This window comes from Paenibacillus sp. BR2-3, assembly GCF_046529485.1.
Classification (GTDB): Bacteria; Bacillota; Bacilli; order Paenibacillales; family Paenibacillaceae; genus Paenibacillus_AQ.
In genome coordinates this window covers 3,965,165-3,987,862 of sequence record NZ_CP126311.1, presented here as the reverse complement: position 1 = coordinate 3,987,862, position 22,698 = coordinate 3,965,165, and the positions used below count along the sequence as shown (strand labels likewise).

Annotated in this window: 18 protein-coding genes and 2 pseudogenes; 12 read left to right on the top strand and 8 right to left on the bottom strand. The window is 44.1% G+C overall.

Going from position 1 to position 22,698, the window contains the following annotated elements; all coding sequences use genetic code 11:
* Nucleotides 1–92: 92 nt before the first annotated feature.
* The gene (gene trmL / locus PaeBR_RS19245) at nt 93–557 is read left to right on the top strand and encodes a tRNA (uridine(34)/cytosine(34)/5-carboxymethylaminomethyluridine(34)-2'-O)-methyltransferase TrmL (RefSeq protein WP_410512122.1); all 465 of its coding nucleotides are present in this window, start codon (nt 93–95) and stop codon (nt 555–557) included.
* A gap of 127 nt (nt 558–684) precedes the next feature.
* Entirely contained in the window at nt 685–939 is a 255-nt protein-coding gene (locus PaeBR_RS19240; protein ID WP_379133042.1) for an AbrB/MazE/SpoVT family DNA-binding domain-containing protein, read from the top strand.
* A gap of 319 nt (nt 940–1,258) precedes the next feature.
* Here PaeBR_RS19240 and PaeBR_RS19235 read toward each other — a convergent pair.
* Together PaeBR_RS19235 and PaeBR_RS19230 are read right to left on the bottom strand one after the other, a co-directional pair.
* Nucleotides 1,259–2,098 (bottom strand): annotated as a pseudogene (locus tag PaeBR_RS19235) (phosphodiester glycosidase family protein).
* Between the two features lie 30 nt (nt 2,099–2,128).
* On the bottom strand, nt 2,129–2,344 hold the full coding sequence (locus tag PaeBR_RS19230) for a hypothetical protein (protein ID WP_410512121.1): 216 nt from the start codon (nt 2,342–2,344) through the stop codon (nt 2,129–2,131).
* A 280-nt stretch (nt 2,345–2,624) separates the two neighbouring features.
* On the opposite strand from PaeBR_RS19230, the gene PaeBR_RS19225 reads away from it, so the two are divergent.
* Together PaeBR_RS19225 and PaeBR_RS19220 are read left to right on the top strand one after the other, a co-directional pair.
* Nucleotides 2,625–3,281, top strand: a complete 657-nt coding sequence (locus PaeBR_RS19225; RefSeq protein ID WP_410512120.1) for a response regulator — start codon at nt 2,625–2,627, stop codon at nt 3,279–3,281.
* Between the two features lie 67 nt (nt 3,282–3,348).
* A complete protein-coding gene (locus tag PaeBR_RS19220) occupies nt 3,349–4,566 on the top strand; it encodes a PLP-dependent aminotransferase family protein (protein ID WP_410512119.1) in 1,218 nt (405 codons plus the stop codon).
* Between the two features lie 90 nt (nt 4,567–4,656).
* On the opposite strand, the gene PaeBR_RS19215 is transcribed toward PaeBR_RS19220, so the two are convergent.
* Nucleotides 4,657–5,424 (bottom strand): DUF2161 family putative PD-(D/E)XK-type phosphodiesterase, encoded by a 768-nt coding sequence (locus tag PaeBR_RS19215; RefSeq protein ID WP_410512118.1) that lies wholly within the window; start codon nt 5,422–5,424, stop codon nt 4,657–4,659.
* A 159-nt stretch (nt 5,425–5,583) separates the two neighbouring features.
* Here PaeBR_RS19215 and PaeBR_RS19210 point away from each other — a divergent pair, with 159 nt between their 5' ends.
* Nucleotides 5,584–7,479, top strand: coding sequence for a PrkA family serine protein kinase (locus PaeBR_RS19210; RefSeq protein WP_410512117.1), 1,896 nt, complete (start codon nt 5,584–5,586; stop codon nt 7,477–7,479).
* Between the two features lie 102 nt (nt 7,480–7,581).
* Here PaeBR_RS19210 and PaeBR_RS19205 read toward each other — a convergent pair whose 3' ends face one another.
* On the bottom strand, nt 7,582–7,902 hold the full coding sequence (locus tag PaeBR_RS19205) for a winged helix-turn-helix transcriptional regulator (RefSeq protein WP_410515242.1): 321 nt from the start codon (nt 7,900–7,902) through the stop codon (nt 7,582–7,584).
* A gap of 174 nt (nt 7,903–8,076) precedes the next feature.
* Between PaeBR_RS19205 and PaeBR_RS19200 the strand changes: the two genes are divergently transcribed.
* Nucleotides 8,077–9,183: a Gfo/Idh/MocA family protein gene (locus PaeBR_RS19200; RefSeq protein WP_410512116.1), complete on the top strand. Its 1,107-nt coding sequence runs from the start codon at nt 8,077–8,079 to the stop codon at nt 9,181–9,183.
* 66 nt (nt 9,184–9,249) lie between these two features.
* Here the strand turns inward: PaeBR_RS19200 and PaeBR_RS19195 are convergent, their stop codons facing one another.
* The gene (locus tag PaeBR_RS19195) at nt 9,250–10,641 is read right to left on the bottom strand and encodes a SpoVR family protein (protein ID WP_410512115.1); all 1,392 of its coding nucleotides are present in this window, start codon (nt 10,639–10,641) and stop codon (nt 9,250–9,252) included.
* Between the two features lie 247 nt (nt 10,642–10,888).
* Between PaeBR_RS19195 and PaeBR_RS19190 the strand changes: the two genes are divergently transcribed.
* Both PaeBR_RS19190 and PaeBR_RS19185 read left to right on the top strand, forming a co-directional pair.
* Nucleotides 10,889–11,683 (top strand): restriction endonuclease, encoded by a 795-nt coding sequence (locus tag PaeBR_RS19190; RefSeq protein ID WP_410512114.1) that lies wholly within the window; start codon nt 10,889–10,891, stop codon nt 11,681–11,683.
* A 28-nt stretch (nt 11,684–11,711) separates the two neighbouring features.
* On the top strand, nt 11,712–13,016 hold the full coding sequence (locus tag PaeBR_RS19185; RefSeq protein WP_410512113.1) for a competence protein CoiA family protein: 1,305 nt from the start codon (nt 11,712–11,714) through the stop codon (nt 13,014–13,016).
* A gap of 44 nt (nt 13,017–13,060) precedes the next feature.
* Here PaeBR_RS19185 and PaeBR_RS19180 read toward each other — a convergent pair whose 3' ends face one another.
* A complete protein-coding gene (locus PaeBR_RS19180) occupies nt 13,061–13,384 on the bottom strand; it encodes a hypothetical protein (protein WP_410512112.1) in 324 nt (107 codons plus the stop codon).
* Complete coding sequence (locus PaeBR_RS19175; protein ID WP_410512111.1) at nt 13,374–13,676, bottom strand: hypothetical protein; 303 nt, start codon at nt 13,674–13,676, stop codon at nt 13,374–13,376. The genes PaeBR_RS19180 and PaeBR_RS19175 overlap by 11 nt, the downstream gene beginning before the upstream one ends.
* Before the next feature lie 638 nt (nt 13,677–14,314).
* Here PaeBR_RS19175 and PaeBR_RS19170 point away from each other — a divergent pair.
* The 3 genes from PaeBR_RS19170 to PaeBR_RS19160 are packed head-to-tail and all read left to right on the top strand — an operon-like array spanning nt 14,315 to nt 19,979.
* A complete protein-coding gene (locus tag PaeBR_RS19170; RefSeq protein WP_410512110.1) occupies nt 14,315–17,074 on the top strand; it encodes a DEAD/DEAH box helicase family protein in 2,760 nt (919 codons plus the stop codon).
* Between the two features lie 3 nt (nt 17,075–17,077).
* Nucleotides 17,078–18,490, top strand: coding sequence for a restriction endonuclease subunit S (locus PaeBR_RS19165; protein WP_410512109.1), 1,413 nt, complete (start codon nt 17,078–17,080; stop codon nt 18,488–18,490).
* A gap of 1 nt (nt 18,491) precedes the next feature.
* Nucleotides 18,492–19,979: an N-6 DNA methylase gene (locus PaeBR_RS19160; protein ID WP_410512108.1), complete on the top strand. Its 1,488-nt coding sequence runs from the start codon at nt 18,492–18,494 to the stop codon at nt 19,977–19,979.
* 33 nt (nt 19,980–20,012) lie between these two features.
* Here the strand turns inward: PaeBR_RS19160 and PaeBR_RS19155 are convergent.
* Nucleotides 20,013–20,503 (bottom strand): annotated as a pseudogene (locus PaeBR_RS19155) (SpoVR family protein); the annotation flags it as partial.
* Between the two features lie 231 nt (nt 20,504–20,734).
* Between PaeBR_RS19155 and PaeBR_RS19150 the strand changes: the two are divergent.
* Nucleotides 20,735–22,648, top strand: coding sequence for a PAS domain S-box protein (locus PaeBR_RS19150; protein WP_410512107.1), 1,914 nt, complete (start codon nt 20,735–20,737; stop codon nt 22,646–22,648).
* Nucleotides 22,649–22,698: the final 50 nt, after the last annotated feature.

Below are 22,698 nucleotides of genomic sequence, written 5' to 3'. Positions count from 1 at the left end.
AGCCTTCCGCCTTTTGGTGGGAGGTTTTCTGTTTGCCTGGAGACCGGAAGCTATAATTAACAACAAGTACACAGAGAGGATGCACAACCATTATGGCGCTGCACATTGTACTGGTCGAACCGGAAATACCGGCGAATACCGGCAACATTGCCCGTACCTGCGCGGCAACCGGGGTTCATCTGCACCTGGTTCGCCCGCTTGGATTTCGTACAGACGACGCTACGCTGAAGCGGGCGGGTCTGGATTACTGGCATGCTGTACAACTTGAGTATCATGATTCTTTTAACGAGGTATTAGAGAAGTACACAGAAGGCCGTTTTTTCTATGCAACGACCAAAGCCGAGAAACGCTATTGCGATTTCACGTACCAGGACGGAGATTTTTTCGTATTTGGTAAGGAAACGAAGGGCTTGCCTGCGGATATTTTGGAAGCGGGGAAGGAAACAAGAATTCGCATGCCGATGAGCAATGCCGTAAGATCGCTGAATTTATCTAACTCAGCGGCGATTATTGTGTATGAAGCGCTTCGCCAGCTGGATTTTCCGGAACTTGTCTAAAAGAAGTCATGGATTTTTATTTTTTTCAGCAGGATTCGACATTTCTATATCGAAATCTTTCATTAAGCCGAAAGAAGTAATAAGTAGGTAGTTATAAATAGTTGAACAGGAGAGGTGTCCGTAAGATATGAAGCCTGCTGGTGTAGTTCGAAAAGTGGATCAGCTCGGTAGAATTGTTCTACCTAAATCCCTGCGGAAAAGGTATCAAATGAATGAAGGTGACCCGGTTGAAATTTTGGTGCAGGGTGACCATATCATTTTAGAGCGATACCGTCCTAAATGTGTGTTCTGCGGGTCAATGGAAGAGGTAAGTGAATATAAGGATCGTTATATTTGCGCTGCGTGCCTCTCCGAAATGACTCAATTGCAGAGACACGCCTAAGGCCCGGGAGTCACGCTGTCAGCGTCTCCCACTGTACACAAAAGTTACACAAGAAAGAGCGCTTGCATGCTGATGCGGCGCTCTTTCTTTTTTGGAACGAAGTGCCGACGACTTACAGACCCTTTGTCTTGTCGTCAATGTAAGAAGAGGTCAAGATGCCGGCCAGAAACAATACAAATACGAGGGTGACGATCCAAAAGGTCAATGAGAAAGACATGCTGGGCACCTCCAAATGACAGAATGCGTTAGCCTTATTATAACCTGCTGTTTCATAAAAATAAATGAAATTGTGACATGTTGCATAGACAAATTGAAATAATTATTCGAAAAACAGGAAATTTGTTGGGACGGGGCGAAGATATCCATCGGATGGCTTGTTTACAACTTTCCCGTTAAAGATCAGTGAAGAAGAACCGCCTCCATCGAGATTGTAGGCATCTGTTACTCCCATGCCATAGAGCTTGTTTTGAATTTCTTCCAATCAGCTTCCCCGATTTGTTCAGTCCGACGAAGCTGAGGTCTTTATAGCTGGACTCAAACCCGGATAGATATTGTCCGCCGACAATGGTTGTGCTTAATGGATAACGTTTGCCGCCTTTATCGGCAAAACCGCTGGCATTTATACCGGCTATTGCGCCGTGGCGTCTTACAGCCTGCATCGTAGTTTCCGACCCGCCGGGACTGCCTTGACCCACGCTCATCGTCATCGCAGAAGGATCCTTGAGTTTGATTTTCATAGCATAGCCTTTATAGTTTCCCGGATTCATCCGGTATAACTCTATCGAAATGCGGCTGCTGTGGATCACACCGTAAGGAAAGCCCAGCTTAGCCGTTATGCGGCGGTTATAAATGATTTCAGGACGGGTGGTCTGGGCTTTGGCCGTACTTACCAGGGAATTCATAACGGCGGTTGTCTGCTTGTACAATTTAGCGCTGGCACTCACGGAATGAATAGTGTAAGCTGCAGCTTCCTTCGCTTTAGTAAGGTCATGTTTAAGCGCCGCCGTCTCCTGGACCGGACCGGTACCGGGTACGTATTGTCCCACCTTCAACTCTATCTGAAGCGGAGGCTGTATAGCCATAGACATAAGAGCAGGCCAATGAACGGCGCTGTAGCAAGCATAAAGAAACGGTTGACTCTTTTTACAGACGTGATCATTTGAGCAGGTCCATCTCTTTCTTCAAGTTCTCAGTCCGTCTTCAAAATGTTAAGCTGCTGCTGGGTTTGCAGGCTGAGCTGGTTCAGTACCTGATCCTTGAGATGATTGGTATAGCTGTAAACAGCATAAACGCCAAGACCAATCATCAATATCCAGAAGAGTAAGAACCATTTGACGGAAGGGCCGTTCCTCGTTGTAGTCACGCGGCGTGAGTGTACCGGAGACGATTCCGTTGACGACTGCATTACATCACCTCAAGCTATATTTTTACAAGTTCCCATTCTATCAGACTTCTGCTGCTTTCGCAAAAATGAAAGAGAGAGAAAACTGGGTAAAAAGTAATTGCATCCTATTAAACTACTGAGCTAAAATTACTATAGATTGGAATATCTGATGGACGTATACAAGGTAATAGAGGGAAATTATGGACAAGTCATCATACATCCTTGAATGCGTTTGAACGGAAACGCTGCGGCGCTTTCCACTCTGGGTAAATTACATAAATAGCAGGAGGTCAAAGCGTCAATGATGAAGGTATGGCAGGTGGTCCTTGTGGGCTGTCATCCCACAAGCATGCTAGGGACAAAGTTGATTTTGGAGGAAGGGGGGGAGCTGAGCGTAACGGGAATGTGCGCCTCCTGGAAAGAATGCGCTGACATCGTTCGGGAGATGCATCCGGAACTGGTTCTAATGGATTACCGGATGCCGGAAAGCGAAGTAGAAAGTGTACTTGTGGACATGAAAAAAAGCTCTCCTTCGACTCATTTTGTTGTGATGACGGATGATGACGCTATGGAGCTTCTACAGCCGCTTATGGAACTGGGAGCCAGCGGATTATTATCCAAAGGAGCATCACCGCGGCAACTGCTGCAGCTCATCGGGGGATTAAGGGAGGGCTTCCTCTCCATGCCACTGGAATGGATGTATAAAGGTTTCCTGCCTACAGCATCCACACAGGTGTATGATGGCGTTCTGCAGCTGACTGGAACAGAAACGTTTATCATGGAACGGATTGTACAGGGGATTACCTATGATAAGATTGCTCTGGAAATCGAAGTAAGCCGGCGTTCCATCGACAATTATTTACGGAAGATCTATGTGAAGCTGAACGTTTCCACCAGAGCGCAGGCGATAGAGAAATTTGCACTGTTCTCAAGACAAAACAAGCAAATGTATGCATAGCTTCTGCGGGGTGACATAATGCCGTACCGGCCGGAATAATCTGGGTACGAGGGAAGGGGGATGCCTTATGAAATATGAGTTTTCCGCTCGCGCGCATACGCTCTTATCTTCACCGCTATTAAGTATTCGGACGGAGACAAGAAGAGGCTCGTTGATATCACTGGCTGAAGAGCTGCCTGCGGAAGAATTATTTCCGCTATCCCTGCTGGCGGAGGCGGCATCCAACGTGATTTCAGCCAATGCCGAAGCTCTCCAGTATGGAGACCCCGCGGGCTACGGGCCGCTGCGGGAATGGCTCACTGGCGACTGGTTTAAATCCAAAGGGGTATCCGTTGCCGAAGGCGGCGTTTTGCTTACTACGGGCAGCCAGCAGGCTGTCGATTTGTTATCCAGGGTATATATTGATCCGGGTGATCGTGTACTCGTAGAGCACCCGACTTCTCCCGGCTGTCTGCAGGCACTGCGAATGCAGGGGGCTCTTATTATTCCGGTTCAGGGCGACAAAGAGGGCCTGCTGCCGGATCATTTGCGGGAGCAGATTCGGAAGTATCGTCCGAAGATGCTGTTCGCTGCTCCAAGCTTCACGAACCCAAGCGGCATTCTGTGGAGCCTGCAGCGGCGAAAGGAAGTGCTGGAGCTGTGCGCTGCGCATAATGTGCTTATCGTTGAGGATGATTCCTACGGTGATCTTCATTTCGAGAAATACGGAGAGCATCCCGCTAGGCGGTATCCGTCACTATATGCACTTGAGAATGACAGCCGAAGCGGACATGTTCTATATATTGGCTCCTTCAGCAAAACAGTTGCGCCAGCGCTGCGGACGGGCTGGGCCGCCGGGAGTCCCGAGCTGATCCGCATGATGGGAGCGGCTAAAGGGATGGCTGACTGGCAATCCAGTTCCTTGAACCAACAGCTCCTGCATCATCTGCTTGATGTCTCCGCTTTCGATTTGCGGGAGCATATCTCATTGTTGAACCGTGAATATAACACCCGGCTGAAGCTGATGGCGGAGCTGCTTAAACGCCCTGCATGGAAAGACAGTTTCTATGAGCTTCCGAGAGGAGGCATGTTTCTGTGGGTATCTCTTCCCCCGGGTTTGGATGCGAACCTGCTGCTTAAATGTGCCCTGGGTAAGGGCGTAGCCTTCATGCCGGGTACCTTATGCTGTGTGGAAGGCGGAGGGGATTATATCCGCCTTAACTTCAGCCATCCCGGGCGGGATGAGCTGCTGCTGGGCATGAATCTCATGAGTGAGGCTGTAACAGAGTTTACAGCCCGCAGCTGAGCTGGCGAATAGAGTAAAGAGGCAGCGGGGGCTGTCCCAAAAGCCATAAAAATGGCTAACGGGACAGCCTCTTCGTTTTGGAGCTGACTGTTAAGAACTAGCCCCCGAAGCCTTGTAGCCGTTTGTTATGGCGGAATAGTCCAAAAGTGCGGCTGCTCCGGCCGGTGTCAAGGAATAGCGGCCGCGGACAATGCGGATGAACCAGCCGTAGTAGTTATTCTGAAGTATTGCTGCCGCTCCCGGAACGCCGCTTCGCTTCCGCAGCTCAGCTGGGGTTATACCTGCCTGTTTCGCCTGATTTACCGCAGAATTGGCCGTTTCGGCTTCTATGTCCCGGACCGCAGCAGCAACGCGCAGCGCTTTCTCACGGTAGGCTGTAACCAGCTTGACCCGCGTGCTGCCACCGGTATTGTAATCCCCGCTGCGCTCATGGAACTCGTACAGCAAGCGCTCTTTACGCCGTCCGCCGGTTCGCCGTACAGGCGGTGCTTCGCCCGGCTCAACCAGTACCTCCACCTGAGGGGGCTTCGTCTTGTAGAAGACTACGGTGATTAACCCAAGGCCAAGCCTGCGGCACAGCTCACCAAGCTCACCCCAGCGCTGGTTCACCGCACCCTTCTTGTCCCGGCAGCGCTCAACCGCGAGATAAACATTTTCACTGAGCTTCAGGCGTTCGACCCCTTGCAGCAGCAGGGAGAGGTTGAACGATTTTTTCATCTCCACGATCAGAGGCTGCTCCTCATCTATTCGGATTCCCACCATATCGCAGGTCCGTACCTCGCCTTTAATTTCATATCCCTGTTTTTCAAAAAAAACCTTCAAAGGAGCATACAGCTCCGTTTCATGCCGTACTGCCATAGATCTTCACTCCTGCGCCACTTTGTGGGGTTGTTTAATGATTCTCTATTATATCATAGCAAAAAAGAGGTCAACTATTGCGGTCTCGCTGCATAGTTATGTAATACACTTTTGAATGCTACTTCGGCATTGGAGCGCAAGGTGAGGAGGCAGCGAGCAATGGACATATTTGAACGTATAGCTTCGTATCGGGCAGAGAATGAGCGTATGGCGTGGAACGGAACCTTTAAGGAGTATATAGAACTGCTTAGAAAAGACCCCTCTCCCGCCAAGACCGCTCACGCCCGTGTTTACGACATGATCAAGTCGCATGGTGTAGAGGAAATCAACGGACGCAAACGGTATAAATTTTTTGAACAGGAGATATTCGGACTGGATCGGGCCGTCGAAAAGCTGGTGGAGGAATATTTCCATTCGGCAGCACGGCGACTGGACGTACGCAAACGGATACTGCTGTTGATGGGACCGGTCAGCGGCGGAAAATCGACACTGGTTACACTGCTGAAGCGTGGGCTGGAGCAATATTCACGAACCGATCAAGGCGCTGTATACGGAATTGAAGGCTGTCCAATGCATGAGGACCCGCTGCATCTGATTCCGCTGGAGCTAAGACCGCATATTGAGAAGGAACTGGGCGTGCGCATTGAGGGAAATCTGTGCCCATCCTGCCAGATGCGGCTGAAGAACGAGTATAGCGGCAATATTGAGAAGGTCAAGGTTGTTCGTGTGCTTTTGTCAGAGGAAGAACGGATTGGCATTGGAACCTTCAGCCCATCCGACCCGAAGTCGCAGGATATCGCTGACCTGACGGGAAGCATCGACTTTTCCACCATAACCGAATATGGCTCGGAGTCTGACCCGCGCGCCTACCGCTTCGATGGAGAGCTGAACAAAGCCAATCGCGGACTGATGGAATTTCAGGAAATGCTGAAGTGCGACGAGAAGTTTCTGTGGAACCTGCTGTCACTGACTCAGGAGGGAAATTTTAAAGCGGGAAGATTTGCATTAATCAGTGCCGACGAGCTCATCATCGCTCACACCAACGAATCGGAATACAAAACATTTATTTCCAATAAGAAAAACGAAGCACTCCAATCCCGGATGATCGTTATGCCTGTTCCATATAACCTGAAGGTATCCGAAGAGGAGAAAATTTACGCCAAGCTGATCGGCCAGAGCGACATGAAGCATGTGCATATTGCGCCTCACGCACTGCGTGCCGCTGCAATCTTTTCGATACTAACCCGTCTGAAGGAGAGCAAGAAGCAGGGCATGGATCTTGTCAAAAAGCTGCGGATGTACGACGGCGAAGAGGTTGAAGGCTACAAGGAAGCGGATTTGAAGGAGATGCAGACCGAGTTCCAGGATGAAGGAATGTCCGGTGTCGATCCGCGTTATGTCATCAACCGCATTTCCAGTGCGCTGATCAAGGGCGATCTGCAATGCATGAACGCTTTGGATGTGCTGCGGGCGATCAAGGACGGCCTGGATCAGCATGCTTCCATTACGAAGGAGGAGCGGGAGCGGTATTTGAACTTTATCTCCATTGCCCGGAAGGAATACGATATTCTGGCCAAAAGCGAAGTTCAGAAGGCTTTTGTCTACTCGTTCGAGGAATCAGCCAAGACACTATTCGAGAATTATCTGGATAATATCGAGGCGTTCTGCAACTGGTCCAAAATCCGTGACCCGCTGACGGATGAGGAAATGGAGCCGGATGAGCGGCTTATGCGCTCTATTGAAGAGCAGATCGGCATCTCCGAGAATGCCAAAAAAGCATTCCGCGAGGAAATTCTGATCCGCATCTCCTCCTATTCACGCAAAGGGAAGAAGTTCGAATACAGCAATCATGACCGGCTTCGGGAAGCCATCGAGAAGAAGCTGTTCACAGACCTTAAGGACATCGTCAAAATCACCACCTCCTCCAAAACGCCGGATGAGAGCCAGTTGAAGCGGATCAACGAGGTATGCGCAAGACTCATTGACGGTCATGGCTACTGCCCGACCTGTGCCAATGAACTGCTGCGGTATGTGGGCAGCCTGCTGAACCGCTAAGGAAGCACGGGGACATTTCCTTTCATAACCCAATTAAAAATGGCAAAGCCAAGACAATTCATTCTTGGCTTTGCCATTTTGTACTTAGTGTCTTGTGCCGGCCTAAGCCCAGTCGGTACCCCATTTTTTCATTTCATGAATGATTCCGTGGAGAGCATGTCCCTTTTCAGTAAGTGAATATTCGACGGTTGTGGGGACTGTAGCATAAGCCGTCCGGATAATAACCCCTTTGTTTTCGAGATGGCGCAATGTATCGGTTAAAGATTTTGCGCTGATCCCGGGGACCGCCCGCTTTATTTCCCCGAATCTTTTTTGATCATGAAACATCATTTCTCTGATCACAAGGAAAGACCATTTTCCGCCGACAATATCAAGTGATCTTTCTATCGAACAATGATTAGTGACTGTATGATTATCCAGCATTTCCAATCGAATCCCTCCATTGGTTCAACCTCGAATTTTATTCATTATAAGCTACCTTATAGGTAACCTCAAGGTTACCAGATAAAGAAAAAGTGCGTACTTCCCAATTATTATCAGATGTCCTATTATTTTTTTAGAAGCAGAAAACCGGTTGAATAATAGGAGGAAGCCAGAATGAAGATAGGTTTTATCGGCTGCGGAGTGATTTCGACAGCTCACTTGGAAGGATTAGAAGCGCTAAAGAAAGCAAATCAGGAAACGTTTCATTTGGCTGCCGTATGTGATCTCAATGCGGAAAGAGCAGAGGCTTTTGCAGAGAATGCCCATAAACGGTTAGGCAAACGGCCGGTGGTATATACCGATTACCTTAGAATGATCGAGGAAGAACCATTGGATGCGGTTTCGGTGTTGCTCAATCATGACTTGCATCATACGGTTGCGGAAAATTGCTTTGCTGCAGGCATTCATGTGCAGATGCAAAAACCGTTAGCCATTTCGCCATACTATGGGCGGAAGATGCTGCAAGATGCTGACAAATACAAAAAGGTGCTAACTGTATCCGAACCAAGTGTTTTGGGTGCGGAAAATGTAGCTTTGGCCAGAGCGGTAAAAGACGGCGTGATCGGTTCCGTGTATATGATGCTGGATTACGCGACAGTTTCACTGAACCGGACGTTTTTTGCGGGTACTGCGTGGCGGCATTTTAAGGGAACGGCAGGTGCCGGTTGGATCAACGATCATGGCGTCCACCGCACGCATATGTTTACGGAAGTGAACGGTCCCATTCAGGAGGTGTTTGCTTACACTGACATTTTTGAAAAAGAGCTAAGTGACGGAAAATCAACGATCCGCCCGACAGGCGAGGATTCGAGCGTCACCGTCTTCCGGTTTGAGAACGGGGGATTAGGTCATTGGATGTGCAGTACAGCTGCTCACGGCGAAAAAATGGGGGGCGTATGGATTTACGGCAGCAAAGGCTGTTTTCGTCCCGGTCGGCATGTTGCACTTGAAGACGGAACAACCATCCCTATGGTTGATATTGTAAGTCAATATGCGGCAGATATTGTACAGGATCCATTTGCCCATTCCTACGTTGAATTATGGGATGCTATCTTGAACCGCAAAACCCCAATTGCCAGTGCGCAAAAGGGTCTGGAAGCTTTAAGCACCGTATTTGCCGCGCTTGAATCCGCAACAATCGGTCAGCCGGTCCGGGTAAAGGATATACTTAATGGAGAAAGGCATGCCTATGAGGACACGGTAATGGAAGAGATGAAATAAAAGATAACAGGCCCGGCAATATTCGCCGGGCCTGCATTTTTATGTTTGGGCAGCGGTGGTTCAAACTTACACAAACTTCCGCTGCACCTTCTTCCCGTCAAAGGAGAACAGCGCCTTTTTATCCTCCAGCACGGTCTGCAAATGAACGGTTCGCCCCCAAAGCGTATAGATGTGCGGAAGAGTTCGCTCCAGGTATTTGAGATCCAGCTCAATTCCCTCGTAGCGGTGAACAATAAACAGCTCGCCATTACGCTCGAAATCCCCGTCCTGCACGACCAGATAAGGTGATCCCCCGTTCACACGCGCCCGCACCAGTTGATCTCTGACATTTTCCCAGGCTTTATCGGTGATTTTCCATTCCGGGCCTTTTTTCTCGAATACATAAAGATCCAGGTCGTTAACCAGTTCTTTGGACAGATAGTTGCTGATAAAAGAGGTATCGGAATCCAGCTCACGCACTTCAAATATTTTATCGCGGTCCCAGCGGCGTTCGATGTCTTCAAAGATTTTCAGGCCGAGATAATAGGGGTTCAGGCTCTGCCGGGAGGGCTGCACCACTGAGGAGTTCAGCTTGGCGTATTCAATAGTTTCCTCCGTCGTTAGATCCAGCTCGCGGACGATACGCTGATGCCAATACGAAGCCCAGCCTTCGTTCATGATCTTGGTCTCCATCTGCGGCCAGAAATAGAGCATTTCGTCATGCAGCATCGTCATAATGTCCCGCTGCCAATCCTCAAGCACTGTGGAATACTGTTGGATGAACCAGACCATATCCTTCTCCGGCTCGGGCGGAAAGGCCCGGTCACCGGCAGAAGGCGTCTGGGAACCGGGGGCCGCAGATTTGTCTAAATCCCACAACTCGGTATAAGGGTTGGTTGAGTTCGTGCCCTTGGAAGCATCTTTCCGCTCCATCATTTTTAGTTCCATCAAGCGGCTCTTGCCCAAATTCTGTGGCTTAATCAGACTGGGATCGATGTGCTCCTGAATCGCCAGAACAGCATCTATGAAGCTCTCCACACGGTCCGTGCCGTAGTTTACCGCATATCCGGCGATTCGTTCAGCCGTTGCCGACATGCTCTCCACCATATCCCGGTTAGACATCGAGAAACGCACATTATTTTTGAAAAAATCACAGTGGGCCAGCACGTGTGCCACGATAAGCTTATTTTGAATCAGCGAGTTTCCGTCCAGCAGGAACGCATAACACGGATTGGAGTTAATGACCAGCTCGTATATTTTACTCAGACCGAAATCATATTGGGATTTCATTTTGTGAAAGGTTTTACCAAAGCTCCAGTGCCCGAAGCGTGTCGGCATTCCATAGGCACCAAAGGTGTAAATGATATCGGCGGGACATATTTCATAACGCATGGGGAAAAAATCCAGACCAAATCCGGAAGCAATTTCCGTAATTTCTGCGATTGACCGCTCAAGCGCTTTTATTTCATCACCGGGCATATACCCATCTCTCCTTTGAGATATCATCGAAATATGTTTTTCTTATTATGTATATGGATACGGGTAAGGCAATATGACCCTGCTGACTCGTCCCGAATCATAGCTAGGGGGGCTAGCGAGAGGAGAATGTTGTGTATTATATTTCTGAGTCTATGGTAAAGTTGTGATTAAATATTATTACTTGGACAACTTGCATCAAATCTATCTAATGTGGGGAATAATACTACCCCATTAGGGAGGTATTATGATGGCAAGAAGAAGACGCCGCAGATATTACAAAAGCAAAAAAGTAAGCTTGGAAGTGATTTTAGCACTGGTAGCATTTATGATATTTGTAGTATTCAGCATAATAAGGGCTATTGTTACGGGGATTATACATATTGAAGCATATTTTGTGAAGCAAAATACATTTTTACAAACAGCTTTTATTCTTGGTTTGATTGGGTTCGTCTTGTTGTTTGCTTGGATTAATAATGAACTCAGAAACAAAAGAAAAGAGCAACTCATTCGACTGCAACAGGAGCGTGACCAGGAAGAAAGAAGGGAAATATTACGAAAGAGAAATTTAGGACTCCTTAAAGAAATGGACCCTTTTGAGTTTGAGGAATATGTTGCCTGCGTATTTCGATGTGCTGGGTTTGAGTACGAGGTAACTAAACGTACTGGTGATGGAGGGAAGGACATAATTCTTCGCCGTGAGGATGAGCTGCGATTAGTGGAGTGTAAAAGATATACAACCACTAAGGTAGGCAGATCAGATATTCAAAAGTTCCACAGCGCAATTATGGAATGTAGTGCCAAAGAAGGATTCTTTGTTACAACAGGAGAGTTTTCAAAACAAGCATTGGAATGTGCAAGTGACAAACCGATCCAGACAATTAACGGTGAACATCTGCTGAGTCTGATCGAACAATATGCTGGATTCGAAAAAGAGGTTCTTGAACACTTAGTTCAAGAGCCTCTTTTTGTTAGGGTTAACTTTGTTCTATTTGAATATTTTTGCAAATATGCAGGATTTTCCACGAAATGTGTAGAAGATTAAACGATTCGCTATGTATGGGGGAATTCAAATGGATGTTGCTTTGTACGAGGGGGAAATACTCAATATTACGGCTGAGGTCAGCAGATATAGTGATGTAGAAAAGGAAAGAATGATTGATAAATATCGAAAAGCTGCTGAAAAAAAGGCGATGGCCTGTCCTTTCTGCCATGAAGAGCTACGCCTGCGTGCTGGAGAAATTCGCGATATCCATTTTGCACATCTTAAAGGCAGGTCTTGTCAGGAATCTGAGGCATACGATACTTATCAGAATCAAACGAAACGGGAGAACAAAAAGCACTCAGTCGTAAAGGAGATCATTTATAACGAGCTTAAGGGTCAGGAGCTGATAAGGCCCGATCTGAAAGTTGAGTATGGATATAAAGAAAAAGCTGAAGAAAAGTGGAAGCACTTCCCTGATATCTACCTGAATAAAAATGGCCGAGAATTTGCCGTGTCTGTGATTACGAATGTCCATGAAATTGGGGACGATAAAGTTGTAAAAACTATTAACAAGAGGAATAAGTACTTTCAAGATAAAGGTCTTGAATCCATCTGGTTTGTTGAAGACAGGGAATTAGCGGATGATTTTGAGCATAGAGTCCTTCACCTCTGGGAAGCCGAGTATGGCTTGGCCATAAAAACGGAAGAGGATAACAAATGGGATAAGTTATTGAACGAACTGAGTGAGGAATTTCCAGGGTATAATATTCCCCATTTATTTGGATATAGAGCACACGGCCCAATGAATCATGATGTTAGAAGTCTGTATTATGTTCACTCCATTGGAGATGAAATTACGTTCTCTATGTATAGATTGATCCTTGATCAAATGCGGTCACCATTCAGAGCCTTTGCACTAACCAAAGGATATCGAATGAATATCTCTCAAGCTTTGATCGTTCGGGATGAGATTCTACTCAGTGATAAAGAACGGGAGGATCAGAACAGGCTTGAATTTGCTAACCAAGTACTGTTCCAAATCGAAGCATCAAAAGCAGAGGCTTTATTGAAAAGAGATTCTAATGAAGCCAGAAACAAACAAAAGGTAAGAGAGGACTACTTTGCAACAATAGTTCATGAATCATTTAAAGAAGTGGCCTTAACCCATTTTTCAATAGATATTGATGTAGTTGAGTATATTTCGAAATTGAAATATTTATCCTTGTCTCCTAATGAATCTGAAGCGCTTTTTTATTTCCTCAAGATACATAGAAAAGAACTTGAAGATTACGGGTTAACTCTGATTGAAGTGAAGAAATGGGTCAGATATGCTTTAGGAAAAGTTAATGAGCCAAAGATTCGTAAGTGGCTTGTTGAAATTGATGAATTATAAGAAAACTATAGCCTAACAAATAAACAGTCCGTTTATTCGTTAGGCTATTCTTCATCAGGGTCAATTCCCCAAAACACATAATGAGATAATCCAGTATTTGCAAAGTAACAAGCATCAACATAAACTTCACGAAAATCCTCGTCAATCCTGTAGATGATGATTACATTGCCGATTAATGTCCAGTAGTAGCCGTTAAATTCAAAACCAGGGAAATCAGAGACTCCATCAGCTTTATATTTCGGCTCATCAGCTAAAACAGCTTTTGTGCGCTTAAATACATTCATCGGGTCAACTTTAAACTCCTTCATTCGCGCAAGCGCTACACGAGCGTACGTGGTCCAGAGAACTTTGTAGTGATCATTTCTCATTTTCAACCTCATTCAGCAATTTCGCGAACTCTTCCTCGCTGTCACTGTATGTGGAAGTACCATTCTTACGATCAACTTGAGCATGATGAAGTTGGGATAAAACCGCCTCATCTTTAAAGATGATTGAGGTCATTCTTTTCTTCTGTTCATCCGTAAATATAGGCTGCTCATCTTTCCTTTGCAGCATAACGCTGAATCCAAAGTTTTCTTCAATTAGCTGAACCAAATCCTTAAGCTCAACATAAGACTTGCCCTGAAAGCTTTGCTCCAGTTGTTCTTTTGAAATGGACATTCTAATCACCCGCCTTTGTGTCATTATATCACAAGCTAGATGGATTTCTTATGTTAAAATTACACTTAGTAACACCTAATTAACGATTCTTTGTATCTCTAAGAAATTCGTTCGGATTAAGCCAACCAACATTGAAGCAATTAACGAATGCATAAGCAAATAATAAATAAATTTGTGAGTAGATGCAAAATGAAAAGCAAAAGTTTAATTTGGATTAAAAATTTCTAATTTGACGGTTTAGTTACTTCACGCTCCTCGAGCAAAAGGTGAATCGCACATTGGGTAGATGGTAGAAGTGCAAAGGAACTTGCAAAGTCCTGGCGCAGATCTATGTAAATTAACGGTATAGATTATTTGTTATGCAATTACTGGGTGGGGATTTTAGTAATACGTGGCTTAGTGGGATTGAAGAGACAAATTAGTAAGAAATTGATATAGTAGAATATACCTATGAGTATAATTGTAAATCTTCAAATTGTAAGGGATTTGGTTATATAGGAACTTACGTCAATGCGCCTTCACCCAACGCTAAAACAGTTTGATGGATGCTATTTTTTGTATTTACGCTCAGTTGTATTCTTTTTTTTCAACTTCTTCAGGTGGGAAGTCGAGATTTTTTTTGAGAAGAGGTGCTCCTATTGAATCAAAACCCCGAACAACTCGCGAGAGATGAGATTGACCGTAAATTAAAATCTAGTGGATGGATTATTCAAAACAAGAAGAACATGAATCTTTATGCTGGTCAAGGAGTTATTGTTCGTGAGTATCAAACGGATGTGGGGCCAGCGGATTATATTATGTTCATAGATCAAGAACCTGTGGGGGTAATTGAAGCTAAGAGGGTGGAAGATGGGCAGAAGTTGAGGGTAGCTGAAGAACAGTCTACAGAATATGCAAATAGCAAGCTGAAATATTTACAATTCAAACCTCTACGCTTTGTATATGAAAGTACAGGGATATTAACACATTTTACTGACTACGATGATCCCAAGCCTAGAGCAAAGGAAATATTTACATTTCATCGTCCAGAGTCGCTAAGCGAGATCTTAAGAAAGACACAATCGCTTAGAGGTAGATTACAATCCATTCCTGTGCTAAACCCTGACAAGCTTCGTGATTGTCAAATCAACGCGATTACGAAGCTTGAGACATCATTCAAAGGCAATAAACCCCGAGCACTCATTCAGATGGCAACAGGATCAGGAAAAACGTTTACCGCCATCACTTCCATATACAGACTTCTTAAATACGCAGATGCCAAACGTGTCCTCTTTTTAGTCGATACTAAGAATTTAGGTGAACAGGCTGAACAAGAATTTCATTCTTATCAGCCTAACGATGATAATCGTAAATTTACTGAGCTTTATAATGTCCAACGGTTGAAATCGAATTTCATTGCCACGGACAGTCAAGTATGCATCAGCACCATCCAAAGGTTTTATTCTATACTTAAAGGGGAGGAATTAGATCAATCTGCGGAAGAAACAAATCCAGGAGAGAATGAATCTATTTGGAAAAAGCGCGAACCTCTCCCTGTGGTCTATAATGAACGTATACCAATTGAATTTTTCGATTTTATTATCATTGATGAGTGTCACCGCAGCATTTACAATTTGTGGCGGCAAGTTCTTGAATATTTTGATGGATTCTTAATTGGTCTAACAGCTACACCTGATAAGAGAACTTTCGGTTTTTTCAATCAGAATATGGTAAGTGAATATCCCCATGAATCAGCGGTTGCTGATGGCGTTAATGTAGGGCATACTATATTTTTGATTAAGACAGAGATAACGAAACAAGGCGCTAAGATGAACTGCGGAGAGTTTATTGATAAGCGAGAAAAACTGACCCGACGTAAGAGACTAGAGCAATTGGATGAAGATATAGCTTATACAGCTCTTAAGTTAGATAACGAGGTCGTGAATCCAAGTCAGATCAGACTGATATTACGTACATTTAAAGACAACCTACCAAATATCTTTCCTGGGCGTACGGAAGTACCAAAGACACTTATTTTTGCGAAGACAGATAGTCATGCGGATGATATTATTCAGATTGCGCGAGAAGAGTTTGATGAAGGAAATGCATTTTGTAAGAAAATCACGTATAAAGCTGATGAAGATCCTAAATCAGTGCTTAATCAATTTAGGAATGATTACAATCCTCGTATTGCTGTCACTGTAGATATGATTGCAACAGGCACAGATGTTAAGCCGTTGGAATGTCTTATATTTATGCGTGATGTTAAGAGCAAGAATTATTTTGAGCAGATGAAAGGGAGAGGCACACGAACCATCCAGTTGGATGATCTACGCAAAGTAACTCCTTCCGCTCGTTACACTAAAGACCATTTTGTCATTATAGATGCAATTGGTGTTACTAAATCATTAAAGACTGACAGCCGTCCACTTGACCGTCAGCCTACAGTTTCTCTGAAAGATCTTTTACGGGCAGTGACTGTAGGGGCAAAGGATGAGGATTTGTTTACAACGCTTGCTAGTCGGTTAGCGAGGTTGGAGAAGCAGCTCAGTGATCAGGAAAAAGAGAAGTTCAATGAACTCACGAAAGGAAAGACAATCAATAAGGTCGTTAAGGAATTACTCGAAGCTTACAATCCCGATGTCATAGAAGATAGTGCCAGGAGCATCTACGTAATCGAGGCAGACGATATCCCAACGATTAGTCAAATTCAAAAAGTACAGAATAGTTTAATTAAAAAAGCGGCTGCCACCTTCTCTGGAGAGTTAAATGAGTATATTGAGAACGTACGCAAGATCCATGAACAATACATTGATCTTGTTAATTTAGATTCTGTGATAGCTGTAGGTTGGGATAATGATTCCAAAGAGAAAGCTAATGCTTTAATCGAGGATTTTATTAATTACATAAAGCAGAATAAAGAGGAAATCACTGCGCTGCAGATTTTTTATGATCAACCATATCGGAGAAAAGAATTGACTTTCAAAATGATTAAGGATTTACTAGAAAAGTTGAAATTTGATAAGCCAAGGCTAGCACCTATCTCCATCTGGCAAGCATACGAACAATTAGACCAAGTAGGTCAATCCACGCCTAAGAATGAGCTTATAGCTCTTGTAGGTTTGATCAGAAGAGTCGTGGGGATTGATCAGAAACTGACTTCATTCGATAAAACCGTGGACAAAAATTTTCAAGATTGGGTATTCAAGAAACAAGCAGGCTCATTGAAGTTTAATACTGAGCAGATGGAATGGTTGCGTATGATGAAAGACCATATTATGACTTCTTTTCATATTGAAAAAGAGGATATCGACTACTCACCTTTTGATGCTCAAGGCGGACAGGGTAAGATGTGGCTGTTATTTGGTGAGGAGATGGATAGCATCATAGATGAACTTAACGAGGGATTGGTGGCATAGAAAGTGAACAGCAACGATAAAAAAGATATTCCTATTGGCTGGGCGAGAACTTCATTGGGTGATATAGCACAATACCTAAATGGAAGAGCTTTTAAAGCGGAAGAGTGGGAAAAAGATGGATTGCCCATTGTAAGAATTCAAAATTTAAATAACCCCAATGCTACCTATAATTATACAAATAAAATATTCGAACCTAGATATAAAATTAAGAAAGGAGATATCCTATATGCCTGGTCAGCTTCTCTTGGAGTTTATATTTGGAATGATAAAGAGGCATGGTTGAACCAGCATATTTTCAAGGTGATTCCTAATCTTGGTATAAATAAGAAATTCATTTATTATTATTTGCTGAAAATAACTACGGAATTGTATGATAAGACGCATGGTTCTGGCATGGTACACATTACAAAGGGCAAGTTTGAAGAGACCAACATCTCTCTTCCTCCCCTTAAAGAGCAACAAAGAATTGTCTTTAAAATTGAGGAGCTTCTCAGTGAATTAGATAATGCAATCGAATCCCTTAAAACAATATGGATGCAACTTAAAATATATAGACAATCAGTATTGAAATGGGCGTTTGAGGGGAAGTTGACGGAAAAGTGGCGGAAAGGGCAGATCGAGACAGGTAAGGACTTACTGGAGCTATCTAATATATTTTCTGAAGAAGAACTATTGGATAAACCTAAAATTCCAGAAAGTTGGAGGTGGGCAAAATTAAAGTCCATCTCAGATATTAGAGGTGGTGTAACGAAAGGACGTAATTTTAAGGATAAGAGGACAATAATGCTACCCTATCTAAGGGTTGCCAATGTTCAAGATGGTTATCTCGATTTAAAAGAAATTAAACAAATCGAATTATTAGAAACCGAAAAATCAAAATACCTTTTAAAAGAAAACGATATTCTATATACCGAGGGAGGAGATAAGGATAAATTAGGGCGAGGTACTATTTGGAGATTACAGATTAAAGATTGTATTCATCAAAATCATGTATTTAGAGCAAGGCTGAACTCTGATTTAATCTCCCCCCATTTTATAGCTTATTATTCACAAACCAAAGCAGCTAAGAACTATTTCTATAAAAATGCTAAGCAAACAGTAAATCTCGCATCAATTAATATGAAAGTTCTTAGTAACCTAGTTATACCGATTCCAGGTCATCAAGAACAATTGCAAATTGTCCAAGAAATCGAATCTCGTCTATCTCTCTGCGATAATCTAGAGGTAACCATAGAACATAGTATGAAAAAAGCTGAGTTGTTGCGCCAAAGCATCCTTAAAAAAGCATTCGATGGAAAGCTTGTACTTCAGGATCCAAATGATGAACCTGCTGATTTATTATTGGAACGCATCAGAAATGAACGTGTTGAAAAATCTAATAAGACTGTAAAAAAGCCGAAAAGGAGTACAGAATAATATGAGCGATAATCAAACTTCTTCGGTTGTTTCAAAGGTATGGGGGTTCAGTAATTTATTAAGAGACGATGGGGTGTCTTATGGAGATTACTTAGAGCAACTTACATATTTATTGTTTTTGAAGATGGCAGATGAATTCTCTAAACCTCCCTATAATCGTGTTCTCCCTATACCAGAACAATATAAATGGACCAAACTGACCGAAAAAAGAGGTGGGGAGCTAGAGGTATTCTACATTGAATTACTTCGTGATTTGGGACAATTAAAAGGAATTTTAGGACAGATATTTACTAAAGCACAGAATAAAATTCAAGATCCCGCAAAGCTGTATAAGTTGATTGATATGATCGATAAAGAGCAATGGAGCTTAATGGGGGCAGATATTAAAGGCCAGATTTATGAAGGATTATTAGAGAAAAATGCAGAGGATATTAAAAGTGGCGCAGGACAATATTTCACCCCAAGAACATTGATTAGAGGGATAGTTCAATGCATGAAACCAGAACCAATGAAAACAATTGCTGACCCTGCTCTCGGCACGGGTGGATTTTTATTAGCAGCATATGATTATATTGTTAGTCATCATGAGTTGAATAAGGATCAGAAGCATTTCCTCAAATTCAAGACTTTCTTCGGAAATGAAATTGTAGCAAACACACGTAGATTGGCATTGATGAATATGTTTCTACACAATATTGGTGATATTGATAGTGAAAACTTCATCTCTCCCAATGATGCCCTCGTAACGGATTCTGGTGAACGATATGACTATATTTTGAGTAATCCTCCTTTTGGGAAAAAGAGCAGTATGACATTTACAAATGAGGAAGGCGAGCAGGAGAAGGATGACCTAACTTACAACCGACAGGATTTCTGGGTGACGACTAGCAATAAACAACTAAACTTTTTACAGCACATTCGTACAATACTAAAAGTTAATGGAAAAGCTGCTGTTGTTCTACCTGATAACGTGTTGTTTGAAGGTGGAACAGGAGAGATAATAAGAAAAAAACTATTGGAAATGACTAATCTACATACAATCCTTCGTTTGCCCACAGGAATTTTCTATAAACAAGGTGTGAAAGCGAATGTGCTCTTTTTTGATAACAAACCTGCTAGTAAAGAACCTTGGACAAAAGAGATTTGGATTTATGATTTTAGAACGAATATCCACTTCACATTGAAGAAGAATCCTTTACAGCCCGAGGATTTGGAGGATTTTATTCAATGTTATAACCCAGCTAATCGACATGAACGGACAGAAACATGGAGTGTGGAAACCAATCCAGAAGGTCGCTGGAGAAAGTTCAGTTATGAGGATATTATCTCTCGTGATAAGGCAAGCTTGGACATTAGTTGGATTAAAGATGAGAGTTTAGCCGATCTTGATAATCTACCTGATCCAGATATACTTGCAACTGATATTATCGATAACTTAGAGTCGGTTTTGGAAATATTTAGAGATTTGATGGGGAAGATGGATTCATAGTAACAAAAGTAGATGGTGAATGTATTAATTATAAATAATGTCCCGCTGACAATCCTCAAGCACTGTGGAGGACTGTTGGATGAACAAGACCATATCCTTCTCCGGCTCGGGCGGAAAAGCCCGGTCACCCGCTGAAGGTGCCTGGGAACCGGTGGCCGCAGATTTGTCTAAATTCCATAGCTCGGTATAAGGGTTGGTTGAGTCCGTGCCCTTGGAAGCATCTTTCCGCCCATCATTTTTAGTTCCATCAAGCAACTCTTGTCCATATTCTGCGGCTTAATCAGACTGGGATCGATGTGCTTCTGGATCGCAAGTACTGCATAAATGAAGCTCTCAACACGGTCAGTGGGCCAGCACGTGTGCAATGATAAGCTTATTTTTAATGAGCGAGTTTCCGTCTAGCAGGAGCACATAACACGGATTGGAGTTAATGACCAGCTCATATATTTTACTTAGACCGAAATTATATTGGGATTTCATTTGTGAAAGGTTTTTCCAAAGCTCCAGTGCCCAATGTGGGTCGGCGCAGGTATTGCGTGCTTTTCCATCCGGAAGGCTGATACTGAGGACATTGGTTAGCCCGATCTTCCAAACCTCTGTCCTGTTCGTGGATGGGGGTTATTTTATTTTACCGGATACGAATCTGCACAACTTTGCTATAATGGATAATAAACCGTACAAAAATCTACAGGATAAGACTTTTCTCACATTGACTTAGAGTTATTTTTAGGGGAGCATCGGGGAGGATGTGGGCTGTGTATAAGGACAAAACGCTGATTCTTAAAGAAATGATTTCGGCCGATGGTGCCTATAAATCATTATATATGAATCATCCGGATTCGATTTATATTCTGGATTTGCAAGGCCAACTAGTGGATACGAACGTTTCAACGCATCAGATTGCAGGGTACACTTTTAAAGAAATGAATGAACCCTCTGCGAAGGATGCATACCCGCCGGAAAGCATCGCCCTACGTAAGCACAACTTTGCTCTGGCATTAGCTGGGCAGTCTCCCCGATTCGAATTGGATTATTATCATAAAAATGGTGAACGGCGTACAGCTGACATAACCTATGTACCGATAAAAGCAGCGGACGAGGTGGTTGGTGTATTCGGTATAGCCAAGGATATTACGGATCATATTCAGGCACAGAACAAACTCATGGAGAGTAATGAACGTTACCAATCGCTATTCCAGTACAATCCCGCCGGTGTGTATTTGCTCGATTTATCCGGTCGGTTTATTGAGGTCAACACCCAGTTACAGCATCTCACGGGATTTACCAAAGCGGAATTACTCGGAATGTCATTCCATGACCTGCTTCATCCAGATGAAAGTTATCGGGTGATAACATCCTATACTATGGACAACATACTCGAACCAAAACATCAAGAAGTAAAACTAACCCACAAAGACGGTCACACCCTCCTTATACATGTCGTTAATGTACCCATAAAAATACACGGAAATCTGGAAGGTGTACACGGCGTTGTCATTGATATTACCGAGAACTTGCGTAATTTAAAACAGATCAGGGAGCTAAGCGACCGCCACAGTCTTATTTTGGATTCAGTGTCCGAGGGGATTTTTGGACTTGACCGGGACGGACGGACGATCTTTATCAATCCCGCTGCGATGGAGATGCTTGGGTATTCCCGGAAGGAATTTATCGGTATTGACAATCTTTCCCGGATTCATCATACCCGGTCTGATGGCTCCCACTATTCCGATGATGAGTCTCCAATCAAGTTAACCATCGCAGATGGGGCTACCCGAAGCATGGATGAAGAGGTGTTCTGGCGAAAGGATGGGACAAGCTTTCTGGTGAATTACCGGATATCACCGATTCTTGATAATGGAGTGATTCAAGGGGCTGTTGTGGCTTTCAACGATATTACAAATGAACGGGAAATTATTCGTGCCAAGGAATTTGCCGAGAAGGCGGCCCGGGCGAAGTCGGATTTCCTGGCCATGATGAGCCATGAAATCCGTACTCCCATGAACGGAATGATCGGAATGGCAGACTTGTTACTGGAAACAGAACTAGGGGATGAACAGCGCAGTTATGCTGAGATCCTACGGAGCAGCAGTTACAGTCTCTTACATATTTTGAATGATATTCTCGATTTCAGCAAAATGGAAGCCGGCAAAATGCCCCTTCAGTCCGAGATGTTCGATCTTCGGGACATGATATCAAGCATCGTTGATCTGTTCACGCCTAAAGCGGAGGAGAAGAAGCTGTCGCTGCGGTGGTGGGCGGACACAAGCGTTCCCGAGATACTAAAAACCGATCCGAGCCGGCTGAGGCAGATCATTGTTAATTTGGTCGGCAATGCCCTGAAGTTCACTGAGAAAGGGAGCGTTACGCTTTCGGTCAAAAATATACCGTTGCCAGGGTCCACGGACTATTTGCTGGAGTTTTCAGTGAGAGACACCGGGGTCGGGATCGCAGCCAACAAGCTGAACCTGCTGTTCCAGTCTTTCTCACAGGTGCATCCGACGATTAACCGGAAATATGGCGGCACAGGCCTGGGGCTTGCAATTTGTAAGCAGCTCGTGGAATTGATGGGTGGGACGATATTTGTGGAGAGCGAGGAGGACCGGGGATCAACCTTCCGGTTTATGCTGCCATTCCTCAAGGAAGATACAGAGCCGTTAATTACGTGAACCTTATAAAAAGATCACAAAACCACAAAACCTCCAATCCATCAGCAAAG

Bases quoted from the DNA above. Each gene is read 5' to 3' on its own strand.
- trmL (WP_410512122.1), top strand. From the start codon at position 93: ATGGCGCTGCACATTGTACTGGTCGAACCGGAAATACCGGCGAATACC.
- PaeBR_RS19240 (WP_379133042.1), top strand. From the start codon at position 685: ATGAAGCCTGCTGGTGTAGTTCGAAAAGTGGATCAGCTCGGTAGAATT.
- PaeBR_RS19230 (WP_410512121.1), bottom strand. From the start codon at position 2,344: ATGCAGTCGTCAACGGAATCGTCTCCGGTACACTCACGCCGCGTGACT.
- PaeBR_RS19225 (WP_410512120.1), top strand. From the start codon at position 2,625: ATGATGAAGGTATGGCAGGTGGTCCTTGTGGGCTGTCATCCCACAAGC.
- PaeBR_RS19220 (WP_410512119.1), top strand. From the start codon at position 3,349: ATGAAATATGAGTTTTCCGCTCGCGCGCATACGCTCTTATCTTCACCG.
- PaeBR_RS19215 (WP_410512118.1), bottom strand. From the start codon at position 5,424: ATGGCAGTACGGCATGAAACGGAGCTGTATGCTCCTTTGAAGGTTTTT.
- PaeBR_RS19210 (WP_410512117.1), top strand. From the start codon at position 5,584: ATGGACATATTTGAACGTATAGCTTCGTATCGGGCAGAGAATGAGCGT.
- PaeBR_RS19205 (WP_410515242.1), bottom strand. From the start codon at position 7,902: ATGCTGGATAATCATACAGTCACTAATCATTGTTCGATAGAAAGATCA.
- PaeBR_RS19200 (WP_410512116.1), top strand. From the start codon at position 8,077: ATGAAGATAGGTTTTATCGGCTGCGGAGTGATTTCGACAGCTCACTTG.
- PaeBR_RS19195 (WP_410512115.1), bottom strand. From the start codon at position 10,641: ATGCCCGGTGATGAAATAAAAGCGCTTGAGCGGTCAATCGCAGAAATT.
- PaeBR_RS19190 (WP_410512114.1), top strand. From the start codon at position 10,889: ATGGCAAGAAGAAGACGCCGCAGATATTACAAAAGCAAAAAAGTAAGC.
- PaeBR_RS19185 (WP_410512113.1), top strand. From the start codon at position 11,712: ATGGATGTTGCTTTGTACGAGGGGGAAATACTCAATATTACGGCTGAG.
- PaeBR_RS19180 (WP_410512112.1), bottom strand. From the start codon at position 13,384: ATGAGAAATGATCACTACAAAGTTCTCTGGACCACGTACGCTCGTGTA.
- PaeBR_RS19175 (WP_410512111.1), bottom strand. From the start codon at position 13,676: ATGTCCATTTCAAAAGAACAACTGGAGCAAAGCTTTCAGGGCAAGTCT.
- PaeBR_RS19160 (WP_410512108.1), top strand. From the start codon at position 18,492: ATGAGCGATAATCAAACTTCTTCGGTTGTTTCAAAGGTATGGGGGTTC.